This is a genomic window from Dyella flava (assembly GCF_016904955.1).
Lineage (GTDB): Bacteria > Pseudomonadota > Gammaproteobacteria > Xanthomonadales > Rhodanobacteraceae > Dyella_B > Dyella_B flava.
In genome coordinates, this window is record NZ_JADIKE010000037.1 from 210,564 (window position 1) to 223,436 (window position 12,873).

At 61.5% G+C, this 12,873-nt stretch carries 5 protein-coding genes; 3 read left to right on the top strand and 2 right to left on the bottom strand.

Features of this window, described 5'->3' with window-relative positions; genetic code table 11:
- Positions 1 to 167 precede the first annotated feature (167 nt).
- A complete protein-coding gene (gene pip, locus ISP19_RS14335; protein ID WP_204683097.1) occupies positions 168 to 1,133 on the bottom strand; it encodes a prolyl aminopeptidase in 966 nt (321 codons plus the stop codon).
- Between the two features lie 105 nt (positions 1,134 to 1,238).
- Positions 1,239 to 2,624 carry an FAD-binding oxidoreductase gene (locus tag ISP19_RS14340; RefSeq protein ID WP_204683098.1) on the bottom strand — a complete coding sequence of 462 codons (1,386 nt, stop codon included), beginning with the start codon at positions 2,622 to 2,624 and terminating at the stop codon, positions 1,239 to 1,241.
- A gap of 109 nt (positions 2,625 to 2,733) precedes the next feature.
- Here ISP19_RS14340 and serA point away from each other — a divergent pair, with 109 nt between their 5' ends.
- From serA to pbpC, 3 genes are all read left to right on the top strand, one after another.
- A complete protein-coding gene (serA, locus tag ISP19_RS14345) occupies positions 2,734 to 3,966 on the top strand; it encodes a phosphoglycerate dehydrogenase (protein ID WP_204683099.1) in 1,233 nt (410 codons plus the stop codon).
- Positions 3,967 to 5,210: 1,244 nt separating this feature from the next.
- Positions 5,211 to 10,196, top strand: coding sequence for an alpha-2-macroglobulin family protein (locus tag ISP19_RS14350; protein ID WP_204683100.1), 4,986 nt, complete (start codon positions 5,211 to 5,213; stop codon positions 10,194 to 10,196).
- 226 nt (positions 10,197 to 10,422) lie between these two features.
- On the top strand, positions 10,423 to 12,831 hold the full coding sequence (gene pbpC, locus ISP19_RS14355; protein WP_204683350.1) for a penicillin-binding protein 1C: 2,409 nt from the start codon (positions 10,423 to 10,425) through the stop codon (positions 12,829 to 12,831).
- Positions 12,832 to 12,873: the final 42 nt, after the last annotated feature.

Below are 12,873 nucleotides of genomic sequence, written 5' to 3' on the forward strand. Positions count from 1 at the left end.
CGGATGAGAGGCCAATCTTGCGAGCTGGGATATTCAGAGCGTGCTTCTGATGGATATCCGCGCGAGCCGCGGCCCTCACCCTGCCCTCTCCTCGCTCCTCAGAGCCGACACCATCCATGGCGCCTCCCCGCGTGCCCCGAAGGGGAGAGGGGAAATAAGGAGAGCGCCTATGGCGCTCGGTTTTTAAAGCGATCCGTCGCCTCAATCAGCTCGTGCATGATCCCCGGCTCAAACGCCGAATGCCCGGCATCCTGCACGATGCGCAGATCTGCCTCCGGCCACGCACGATGCAGATCCCAGGCGCTACGCATCGGACACACCACGTCGTAACGCCCCTGCACGATCACCGCCGGAATACGGCGAATGCGCTCGACGTTGCGCAGCAGCTGATCGTCATGTTCGAAGAAACCGCCATTCACGAAGTAATGGCATTCGATGCGCGCAAAAGCCAGCGCGAATTCATCCTCGCCGCTGCTGTTGATATAGCCCTCATCCTGGAACAGGAAGCTGGTGGCCCCCTCCCATACCGACCAAGCCCGCGCGGCGGCCAGGCGTGTTTCGGCATCCGGGCTGGTCAGCCGGCGATGGTAGGCGCTCATCATGTCGCCGCGTTCCACCTCGGGAATGGCTGCCTGATAGGTTTCCCAGGCATCGGGATAGAGCGCATCGCTACCCTGCTGGTAGAACCACTCCAGCTCCCAGCGGCGCAGCATGAAGATGCCGCGCAGCACCAGCTCGGTCACCTTGTCCGGATGCGTTTGCGCGTAGGACAGCGCCAGCGTCGAGCCCCACGAACCGCCGAACACCTGCCAGCGGTCGATCCCGAGATGCTCGCGCAGGCGCTCGATATCACTGACCAGATGCCAGGTGGTGTTGTCGGTGAGTTCGGCATGCGGGGTGGATCTGCCGCAGCCGCGTTGATCGAACAGCACGATGCGATACACCGCCGGATCGAAGAACCGCCGGCACTTGGGATTGGTGCCGCCACCCGGGCCACCATGCAGGAACACCACCGGCTTGCCGTTCGGGTTGCCGCTTTGCTCGTAGTAAAGCGTATGCAACGCGGAGACCTTGAGCTGCCCGACATCGTACGGTTCGATTTCGGGATACAAGGCGCGGCGGTTCTCGGACATGGTCAAGCGGCCTGAAGTGAGTGTGAGAGCACATGGTACGGGGGAGTGCCGGGCAACCCAAGCTGGCGTTATGACACGCCCCTCAGGAAGCTGGCCGCGTACGGCTCAGGGGAACATCTTCCCGGGATTGAGCAGCCCGTTCGGATCGAACACCTGCTTCACGCCGCGCATCAAGGCGATCTCCTGCAGGCTGCGGGTACTCTCCAGGTAAGACCGCTTGACCAGGCCGATGCCGTGCTCGGCGGAAATGCTGCCACCATGACCTTGCAAGGTTTGCGCAAGCAACTTGGTCACGTGCTCGCATTGCGTGATGAAGTCCGCATCGGAAAGCGATACCGGCTTCAACACGTTGATGTGCAGATTGCCATCGCCGATATGGCCAAACCACACCACTTCGATGTGCGGATATTCGCGCGTCAACAGGGCTTGAATCTCATGCAAGAAGGCCGGTACGGCGCTGACGCGCACTGAGATATCGTTCTTGTAGGGCTTGTGCGGCGCCAGGCTCTCGGTAATGCCTTCCCGCAAGCGCCACAACGCGGCGGCCTGGGCGTCGCTTTGCGCCATCACGCCATCGTTGATCAGCCCCTGCTTCACACCTTGTTCAAAGGCGGCCAATGCGGCTTCGTGCGCGCGCTCGTCGGGGGCATCGAACTCGGTGACCACGTAATAAGGATGTTCGCCATCAATCGCTCGCTGCGCACCGTGCGCGAGCACGTGCTTCAAGGCGACATCGGTGAAAAATTCGAAAGCCTGCAGCGACAGCTTGCGGCGAAACAAGGCAAACACCTGCATCAACGCATCCATGTCCGGCAACGCCAGCAGCATGACCTGCGATGGCGGCGGCGGATCGGTCAGGCGCAGCGTCGCTTCCACCACGATGCCAAGCGTGCCTTCCGAGCCGATCATCAACTGACGCAGATCGTAGCCGCTGGAGTTCTTGATCAGGCCACGGTTGAGGTCCAGCAACTCGCCATTGCCGGCCACCACCTTCAAGCCGGCGATCCATTCACGCGTGTTGCCATAGCGGATGACACGAATGCCGCCCGCGTTGGTGGCGATGTTGCCGCCGATGGAACAGGAACCGCGCGCGGCAAAATCCACCGGATAGATCAGGCCATGCTCGCGCGCCGCGCCATGCACCGCTTCCAGCGCAATGCCCGGCTGCACCGTCAACGTGCGGTCCACCGCATCAAAGCCCAACACCCGGTTCATCCGCTCCAGGCTCAGCACCAGCTCGCCATGCGCTGCCACTGCGCCACCCGACAGGCCCGTACGGCCACCCGAGGGCACGACGGCCACTTTGTACTCGTTAGCCCAGCGCACGATGCCCTGCACGTCCTCCACCGACGCCGGCAAGGCAATCGCCAGCGGGGCCGGCGTCCAGCGCCGGGTCCAGTCCCGGCCGTAATGCTCCAGGTCACCCGCATCGGTCAGCAGGCGCAGTTCGGGCAGGCGGCGGGTCAGGTCAGCGAGGGCTTGGTCGGTCATGGCAACTCCGTGGCTAAGTCCCCAGCGTGCCAGTGCCCGCCGTGCGCGTCCAGTGCTGCATCGCCGCAAAATCTGGCATAGTGTTTGGACATCCAAATCCCGGCCTGCCATGAAAACTTCGTACCCCAAGCAAGACATCAAGGTGCTATTGCTCGAAGGCGTCAGCCGTACCGCGGTGGAAGCCTTCCAGCGCGCCGGCTATAGCCAGATCGAGTACCACGCCAAATCGCTGCCTGAGGACGAATTGAAAGCGCGCATCGCCGATGCGCACATCATCGGTATCCGCTCACGCACCCACCTCACCGCCGAAGTGCTGGAACACGCCAAGCGCCTGATCGCCGTGGGCTGCTATTGCATCGGCACCAACCAGGTCGACTTGGACACCGCCGCCAAGCTCGGCATTCCGGTCTTCAACGCGCCCTACTCCAATACGCGCAGCGTGGCCGAACTGGTGATTGCCGAAACCATCATGCTGCTGCGTGGCATTCCGCAGAAGAACGCGCTGTGTCATCGCGGCGGCTGGACCAAATCGGCTTCCGGCAGCTTTGAAGTGCGCGACAAGGTGCTTGGCATCGTCGGCTACGGCCATATTGGCACGCAGGTCGGCGTGCTGGCGGAAGGCCTTGGCATGCGCGTGATCTTCCACGATATCGAATCCAAGCTTTCGCTAGGCAACGCGCGCGCGGCGGCCAGCCTGGATGATCTGCTCGAACGCGCCGATGTCGTCACCCTGCACGTGCCGGAAACGCCTTCGACCAAGTTGATGATCGGCAAGACCGAGCTCGACAAAATGCGCAAAGGCGCGCTGCTGATCAACGCATCGCGCGGCACCGTGGTCGATATCGATGCATTGGCCGATGCATTGCGCAAACAGCACATCGGCGGCGCAGCCATCGACGTGTTTCCGGTGGAACCGAAAGGCAACGACGATCCCTTCGTATCGCCGCTGCTTGGCATGGACAATGTCATTCTTACGCCGCACATCGGCGGCAGCACGCTGGAAGCGCAGGACAACATCGGCGTCGAAGTCGCCAGCAAACTGGTGCGCTACAGCGACAACGGCTCCACCCTCTCCGCCGTCAACTTCCCGGAAGTAACCCTGCCGGAACATCCACGCAGCCGCCGCCTGCTGCACATCCACCGCAATGTGCCCGGCGTGCTTTCACGCATCAACGAACTGTTCTCGGCCGGCAATATCAATATCGACGCGCAGTTCCTGCAGACCCATGCGGACGTGGGTTATGTGGTGATCGATGTATCGGCTGATGAGCATCAGGCGGCGTCGCTGAAGGATAAGCTGGCGGCGATACCGGGGACGTTGCGTGCGCGGGTGCTTTATTGAGCCAGCCGCAGCGCATTTGTTTCGCACCCCAGCCAATGCGTAGGCTGGGTTAGCGCAGCGTAACCCAGCGGATATTGGGGTCCGTCGTCTGGTTGATGTTTAAGAGCTTTCAGTCCCGGAGGGGCCGAAAGCTCTTAACGCTCTAACACGTCAACTGCAACGCAGATATCAACATCTGTTGGGTTACGCGAGCTGACCCAACGCGCTGGGTGGCCGTTTTTTTGTTGGTTGAATTGCCTTGGGCTTGATTTGGTGGGGGCTTGGTGTTCTTTTCGCGCTTTGCTGTGGTGGTGTTTCGCATGAGTGAGTATTTCGTGGATTGAACCATTGCCTGCGGTGCTTTCGGCCTGAAGGCCGAGTCACTTTTCTTTGCTGGCCCAAAGAAAAGTAACCCAAATCTGTTTTTGGCATCGCTGTGCGTTTCGTTGGTGCCACCTTTGCCTGCGGCGCTTTCGGTCCCTAAAGGGCCCGAGTCACTTTTCTTTGCTGGCCCAAAGAAAAGTAACCCAAAGAAATGGCCTCAGGAGCTCGTGGCACTGGGCGGGTTACAAGCCTGGACGATTACGCCTTGCCGTGTTGGTCAGCAGGCCACGCTTAGACAACGCCGCTATACCGCGAGGCGTCGACGCGGTGAGGACTTAAAACAAACACGGGCAAAGCTCAACTTATCGGCGCACCCGCTTTAAACCCTCAGCGCCTCGATGCTCGCGGTATAGCGGGGAGGCATAACCATGGGCCATTAACCATTCCATCGCCGCCATCGCTCAGGCTTTTATCCCCCCAAGCCACGAGCCTTTCAGGCCATTTCTTTGGGTTACTTTTCTTTGGGCCAGCAAAGAAAAGTGACTCGGCCTTCAGGCCGAAAGCGCCGCAGGCAATGGTTCAACTAACGAAATACCCAGCAATGCGTGATCGTCCAGGCTTGTAACCCACCCAGCGCCACGAGCTCCTGAGGCCATTTCTTTGGGTTACTTTTCTTTGGGGGCAGCAAAGAAAAGTGATTCGGGCCCTTTAGGGACCGAAAGCTCTTAATGGTCTAAAACATCAACCACAACACAGACATCAACATCTGTTGGGTTACGCAAACTAACCCAACCTATGCGTCACGCCCTCGCCACGCCCCGAAAGTGGTCCGTTTCAGGACACCACAGGGCCAGACAAAGCAGATATCGAGACGCCACCTCCCCGCCTCCGGGCCGCCACAAATGCGTGCCAAACTGCGTCTTAGACTCAGGGAGGGTTCTATGACGCGCGTATCGATCGGCCGCCGTCTTCACGGCGGGTTGGCAGGGTTGAGCCTTTTACTGATGATCGGCCTGCTGGGCGCCTGTCATCACGACAACGGAAACAAGCCCGCATTACAGGGAACACCCGCGGCAAGCAGCACCGCACACGCCGCCTCAAACCAGCCATTTGCACTATTGTCGGCCAGTTCCCAGACCACCGACTCACGTACCGCGATTGCCTTGCATTTCAGCGCCGCGCTGGCGTCCGCCCAACCGTTTGATCAGCAGATCGCCGTTACCGGCCCGAATGGCGAAGTGGTGAACGGCAGCTGGGATCTGCAGGACGACGGCAAGACACTGAATTTCCCATTCGTCTCGCCTAATCAGCATTACGCCGTGGTGTTGCATGCAGGCCTGATGGCGACCGACGGACGCACGCTGGGACGCGAGATCAAGCGCGATGTCTATTCCGGCAACCTGCAGCCGGCGATCGGCTTTGCGTCCACCGGCAGCGTGCTGCCGGCGCGCGGTTCGCGTGGACTGCCGGTGGTGTCAGTGAATGTGCACGATGCGGATATCGAATTTTTCCGCGTACACGACGATGCGCTTTCCGATCTGTTCTGCGCCTACCCGCAAAACAAGCACCGCGACGACTATGAGCTGCAGCACGATCCCAACCCGTGGGACCGTTGCGAACACGGCGATCGAGAGAAGCGTTCGATTACCGACATGGGCGATCCGGTCTACGCCAACCATTACAGCCTGGGCGGCGACCAGAACGAACGCACGGTTACCTATATTCCGCTGCAGGATGTGGCCGAACTCGCCCAGCCGGGTGTGTATATGGCCGTGCTCAAGCAGGGGGGCACCTTTCTCGGCGGCTATGACACGGCGGTGTTTTTCGTCAGCGACCTGGGTTTGCATCTGCGCGTCTATCACGACAACGCGCTGCTGCATGTCGCCTCGTTGCACGACGGCTCTCCGGTCAGCAACGTGGATATTGAAATCGACGATGCCAGCGGCAGCGCCAAACTGAAAGCCACCACCGACAGCAACGGCAATGCGCTGATTGCCTACAAGGTGAATCCTGCCGATGTGCTGATCGCACGCCACGGCAAGGATGTGTCGGTGCTGCCCTTCAACAAGCCCGCGCTGGATGTATCCAACTTCGATATCACTGGCCGGCAGGAAGTACCGTTTGAAGTGTTTGCATGGTCGGGACGCGACCTGTATCGCCCCGGCGAAACGCTGCGCGCCTCGGCGTTGCTGCGCGACTACGACGGCAAGCCGATGAAGCCGCAGGCACTGTTCGTGCGCCTGAAGCAACCCGATGGACGCAGCCTGATCGACACGCGCCTGGAGCCCAAGGATCTCAACTATTTCGAGTTGAGCCAGGTGATTCCGGATGATGCGCCCACCGGTCTGTGGCAACTCGAATTCCGTCTCGATCCGGCCAGCAAGGAGGCCGTGCAAGCGTTCCCTTTCCACGTCGAGGAGTTTCTCCCCGAACGGCTGAAGGTGGATCTGTCGAGTCCGCAGGCGCGACTCGCACCGGACGAACCGCTGAAGCTTGCAGTGACATCCAGCTACCTCTACGGCGCGCCGGCCGATGGCAACCGCTTCACCGCCAAGCTGATGGTGCAGCCGGAAGTGCATCCCCTGCCCAACCTGCCGGATACCTTTTTCGGCAATCCGCTTGCTGATGTGCCCAAGAGCGCGAACGATGTGCTCGACACCAAGCTCGACGCGCAAGGCCATCTGGAACAAGACCTTACCCTGCCCGATGACGTAAAACCGGTAGCTCCCTTCACGGTGACAGTGTCGGGCAGTGTGTACGAAAGCGGTGGCCGCGCCGTCACCCGGCTGTTGAATCGCGTTTACTGGCCCGCGTCCGAACTGGTCGGCGTGCGTCCCTTGTTTGATCCGACGCAGGGCGCGGAAAGCGAAGGCCGCGCCTCATTTGAAATTCTGCGCGCGAATGTGGACGGCAAACTGGTCGCCGGCTCCCATCTGAAAGTGCGGCTGCAACGCGAGATCCGCGATTTCTATTGGCTGTACGAACACGGTGACGACTGGAAGTCGAACGCCAACGTGCAATTACAGCAGGTTGACGAAAAAGATATCGACGTCGCGGCCGGTCAACGCGTGCAGGTCGATTTCCCGGTCGAATGGGGTGGCTACCGGCTGGAGGTCTACGATCCTGATACCAAACTGACCACCGTCTATCCGTTCTTCGCCGGCTATAGCTGGGACGACGAAAACCTCGGCAAGGAAGCGCGTCCGGACAAGGTGAAGCTCGCGCTGGACAAGGCCCGTTATCGTGTAGGCGACACCATGCAGGTCACGGTGACGCCGCCACACGACGGCCCTGGTGTGCTGCTGGTCGAATCGGATCATTTGCTTTACACGCAGAACATCCAGGCCACCGCTGGCGCGACCTTCGCGATTCCGGTGACCAAGGATTGGGAACGGCATGACGTGTATGTCGTGGCACTGGTGTTTCGCGGCGGCGATGCCACCGAACACACCACGCCCGCCCGCGCGATGGGGATCGAACACGTCACGATGGATCGCAATGACCGGCGCATTCCGCTGAAACTCAGTGCGCCGGCCATGATGCGCCCTGGCAATCCACTCGATGTCACGGTGCAGGCAGATGGGCTCACCGGCCAGCATGCGTATGTCACCTTGTCCGCCGTCGATCAGGGTGTGCTGAACATCACCAACTACCCGGTGCCGGATGCCTGGGCATGGATGTTCGCCAAACGCGCGCTTGGCGTGGATGCCTACGATCTTTACAGCCGCGTCATCGAAGCGATGGATGGCGCCGAGGCCAAGCTCCGCTACGGTGGTGACATGAGCGGCAAGGGCCTGCCGCATGCCGCACGGCTGAACCCGCGCGTGCAGATCGTGGATCTTTTCGCCGGCCCGGTGGCTTTCGATGCCCAAGGCAAGGCGACCTTGCATGTGCAGGTGCCGGACTTCAACGGCAGCCTGCGGCTGGCCGCCTTGGCCTATACGGATGATCGCTTCGGCAATGCAGACGGCAATGTCACGGTACGCGCGCCACTGGTGGTCGAACCCAGCACGCCACGGGTGATGGCGGCGGATGACAAGGCGCAGATCAGCCTCGATCTGAAGAACCTTTCCGGCAAGGACGGCGTGGCCAGGATCAGCGTCAAGGGCGGCCATCTGATCAAGGTCGATGACGCCACCCGCGATGTCCCGTTGAAAGACGGCGCCAGCACCACCTTACTGATGCCGGTGACGGCACTCGGTGGCGCGGGTGTGGCAACCGTCGATATCCATGCGCAGCTCAGCGATTACCAGGTCGACCGCCATTTCGAATTCGCCGTGCGGCCGGCCTGGCCGGAGCAGGTGAGCACGGTACCGATGGCGATCGAAGACGGCAAACCCACGCGCCTGGACGGTTCACTGGCCGGCCTGATTCCCGCCACCGTAAAAACCCAGCTTACGTTGAGCACGCTGCCACCCCTGCCCTACAGCACGGCGTTGCGCAATTTGTTGCTCTATCCCTACGGCTGCATCGAGCAAACCACCAGCAAGGGTTACGCCGCGTTGTACATGGACCAGAAAACCGCCAAGGCGCTCGGCACCGAAGGGCTGAGCGACCCTGCGCGGCAAGCTGCGGTGGAGGGCGCGCTCGCGCGTATTGCCTCGTTCCAGGCCAGCAACGGGCACTTCAGTTTCTGGGGTGGCACCAGCCCGATCGAAACCTTCATGACGCCGTACGTGGTCGACTTCATGCTTGATGCGCGTGACGCCGGATTCGCCGTGCCACAGGATGTGCTGCAGAAATCCCTGCAACGGCTCAGCGATGATTTGCTCGCCGGCGGTCATCCGTACTATGACTACGAGCACCACGATCACCTGCGCATTGCCGACGAGGCCTATTCCGGCTTTGTACTGGCCCGCGTCAACCGTGCGCCACTCGGCACCCTGCGCGCAATTTTCGACAACGACCGGCAGAAGCTGGTGGCGCCGTTGCCGCTGGTGCATCTGGGTATCGCGCTCAAGCTGATGGGCGACAACGAGCGCGCGCAAAAGGCGATCGATGAAGCCTTTGCCTGGAACAAGGAACGTCCCTGGTATGTCGGCGATTACGGCTCCGACTTGCGCGATCTGGCAACGATGGTGGCGCTCACTCACACCTATGGCATGAACAAGCCGGAGTACGACGCGAAACTGATCGACTGGGCGCGCAATGCCACCGCTGACGTACGTGCGACCGAGCAGAAGATTCCCTATTACCACTGGTCATGGTCGTATCTGAGCACGCAGGAACAAGTGGCCATCGCTCGCGTCGCGCATGCCTTCGATGCGGCCAGCAACACACCGCTTTCCGCCGCGCTGGTGATCGGCGGCAAGAGCGAGCCGGTTCCGGCTGACCAGTTCCTCTGGACGCGCAACCTCACCCCGGCCGAACTGGCCAGAGGCGTCAGCGTGCAACCATCCAGCAAGGCCACCGTGTTCGCGACCTTCGATATCGCCGGCATTCCAATCAAGGCGCCGGCTGCCGATGCCAGCCAGGTCGACGTACGTCGTGCCTACTTCACCACCGACGGTCAACCGTGGAGCGGCGATACCCTCAAGGAAGGCGACACATTGATCGTCGAACTGACCATCGAGGCACGCATGAACATGCCCGACGCCATGGTGACCGATTTGCTGCCCGGCGGCCTGGAGGTGGAAAACCTCAACCTGAGCGGCGCCGAACAATGGGCTGGCGTGGTGATCGACGGCATCAATATGGATCAACACACCGGGGCCGCCGACATCGTGCACGAGGAATATCGCGATGATCGTTATGACGCTGCCTTGAGGCTGGAACGCGGCAATGCGGCGCATGTGTTCTATCTGGTGCGCGCAGTCACGCCGGGCACTTACACCGTGCCGCCGCCGCTGGTGGAGGATATGTATCGGCCGGCGCTGCGTGGCATTGGGGCGATGCCGTTGGCGCAGTTGAAAGTGGTGGAGCCATAGTGTTTCAAGATCAAGGCGTGCCTTACTCCCTCTCCCCTCCGGGGAGAGGGCTGGGGTGAGGGGCCAAGGCTTGCCATCAGCTTCATCAATGCGACGCTCTGATTTATATGCTTCGCAGAAATGCTCTCTCCTCCACCCCTTTTTACGGCTATCTTCGAATTGCACGAAGGAAAGAAGGCGCTAGGACACACCTCTGAGTTTCGAGGTTAATCAGGACATGGCCACGATGAAGGCTACGGCAAGCCCGGTCCCTCACCCTAACCCTCTCCCCGAAGGGGAGAGGGGACGGATTTCGCGATATTTATGTCGCCCGCTCCGAACGCTGCTGCTGGGCTTTGCCGCACTCGTTCTGTTAGCCCTCGCCCTGGACCGACTGTTCCCACTTCACCTCCCCGCTCCCGACACCGGCAGCACTGTCGTCCTGGCGCGCGACGGCACGCCACTACGCGCCTTCGCCGACAGCGACGGCGTCTGGCGCTACCCCACCACCACACAAAACGTCTCGCCGCTCTACCTGCAAGCGTTGCTCGCCTACGAGGACCGCTGGTTCTACCGTCATCCCGGTGTGAATCCGTATGCACTGCTGCGCGGCGTGGTCGCAGCGGTAGATCACGGCCATGTGGTTTCCGGCGGGTCGACACTGACCATGCAGGTGGCCCGCATCATCGAACCGATTCCGCACACGTTTACCGGCAAAATCGTGCAGATTTTTCGGGCGCTGCAGCTCGAAGCACACCTAAACAAGGTACAGATTCTCGATCTTTATCTCGATCACGCACCCTTCGGCGGACCGATTCAGGGTGTGGAGGCAGCATCGTGGGCATATCTCGGCAAACCCGCCAGCAAGCTCTCGCATGCCGAGGCCGCGATGCTCGCCGTGTTGCCGCAATCGCCAAGCCTTCTGCGCCCTGATCGTCATCCCGATGCGGCACGACACGCGCGCGACAAGGTGCTCAGGCGCATGCGCGATGAAGGCTTGTGGAGCGATGCGCAGATTCGCGATGCCGAAATCGAACCAGTGGTCGCTCGATCATTGCGTGCGCCGCTGGACGCCGCGCTACTGGCCGAGCGCCTGCATCAGCAGCAGCCGGAAGCCCGGCGAATCGTCACCACCATTGACGCCAACCTGCAGCGTGCGGTGGAGGATCGCGTCAGCGATTATCTGTCCCGGTTGCCGCCGCGCACATCGGCGGCAGTACTGGTGGTCGACAACGCCACGCTCGAAGCGCGCGTCTACGTCGGCACGGCTGAATTTGCCGATCCGCTGCGGCTGGGTCACGTGGACATGGTGCGTGCGCCGCGTTCGCCAGGTTCCACGCTCAAGCCATTCCTGTACGGCCTCGCGCTGGACGATGGACTGATCACCTCGCAGAGCCTGCTGGTCGATGCGCCACAGGATTTCAACGGCTACAAGCCCGGGAATTTCGACGAAAGCTTCAGCGGACCGGTGAGCGTGGCCGAAGCCCTGCAGCGTTCGCTTAACGTGCCTGCCGTCGACGTCCTCGATCACGTCGGCCCGAACCGCTTCGTCGCGCGCCTGGCCAACGGCGGCATCGACCTGGACTTGCCGCAGGGGGCGCAGCCGAATCTTTCCATCATCCTCGGCGGCGCTTCGACGCGCCTGGAAAATCTGGTGGGGGCCTATACCGCTTTTGCGAATGGCGGTGTGGCCGGCGCACCGCGCTATGTGCCGGAACAACCCAAACAGACGCGACGCCTGCTCTCGCCAGGCTCGGCGTGGATTATTCGCGACATTCTTTCCAACAATCCGGCTGACGTCGAAGGCGCGCCAATGGAAGGCACGATCAACGGGCATGACGCCGTTGCGTGGAAAACCGGCACCAGTTACGGCTATCGCGATGCCTGGGCAATCGGTGTCACGGACAGCTGGACGATCGGCGTCTGGATCGGCCGTCCGGATGGCACGCCGTCACCCGGGCAATACGGCGCCGTGACATCGCTACCGCTGATGTTCGCCGTGGTCGGCATGTTGCCGGACAATCGCACCCGCTTTGGTGCAGTGCAGCCGCCGGGCGTGCGCAAAGTGGACATCTGCTGGCCGCTCGGTGGCGCTGCAGCAAACACCCCGCCCGACCTATGCCGTGAAAGACGCACCGCCTGGTCACTCGACGGAGCAATTCCACCGACCTTTGCCGAACGTGATATCACCGCGTGGTCGGCGGGCCTGATCAGCGTGCGTGTCAATGCGAAAGGACAACGCCTCAGTGCCACGTGCCACGGCAAGGGCGAACACACCGTGCAGATCGCCCGCTGGCCCGCGCTGGCAGCACCATGGCTGAGCAGCGACGATGCCGCACGCGCCACGCTGCCACCGCTTGCGCCCGGCTGCGCGCCGGATTCGCTGGAAGTTGCCAGTCCGATTCGCATTGCCGGGCTTACGCAAGGCATTCGCTTGCGGCAAGCGCCAAACAGCACGCAACCGCTGCGCGTGACATTACAGGCACTGGGTGCAACGGGTGAAGTGCAATGGCTGCTGGATGGACGTTTGCAGGGAAGCAGTGTCGGCAGCGCGGCGATGCAGTTGTCGTTACCGCAGGCGGGGGATCATCAGATCACGGCGTTGACGCGGGATGGTGCGTTTGCGCAGCTGGCGATTTCGGTGGATAAATCGTAGGGGCCATGCACGCCTGTTTGCGCCTGCAGTGCTATCTGCAAG

What these genes read in the sequence shown, in the direction of transcription:
- ISP19_RS14340 (WP_204683098.1), bottom strand. Translation starts at nt 2,624, where the DNA reads ATGACCGACCAAGCCCTCGCTGACCTGACCCGCCGCCTGCCCGAACTG.
- serA (WP_204683099.1), top strand. Translation starts at nt 2,734, where the DNA reads ATGAAAACTTCGTACCCCAAGCAAGACATCAAGGTGCTATTGCTCGAA.
- pip (WP_204683097.1), bottom strand. Translation starts at nt 1,133, where the DNA reads ATGTCCGAGAACCGCCGCGCCTTGTATCCCGAAATCGAACCGTACGAT.
- pbpC (WP_204683350.1), top strand. Translation starts at nt 10,423, where the DNA reads ATGAAGGCTACGGCAAGCCCGGTCCCTCACCCTAACCCTCTCCCCGAA.
- ISP19_RS14350 (WP_204683100.1), top strand. Translation starts at nt 5,211, where the DNA reads ATGACGCGCGTATCGATCGGCCGCCGTCTTCACGGCGGGTTGGCAGGG.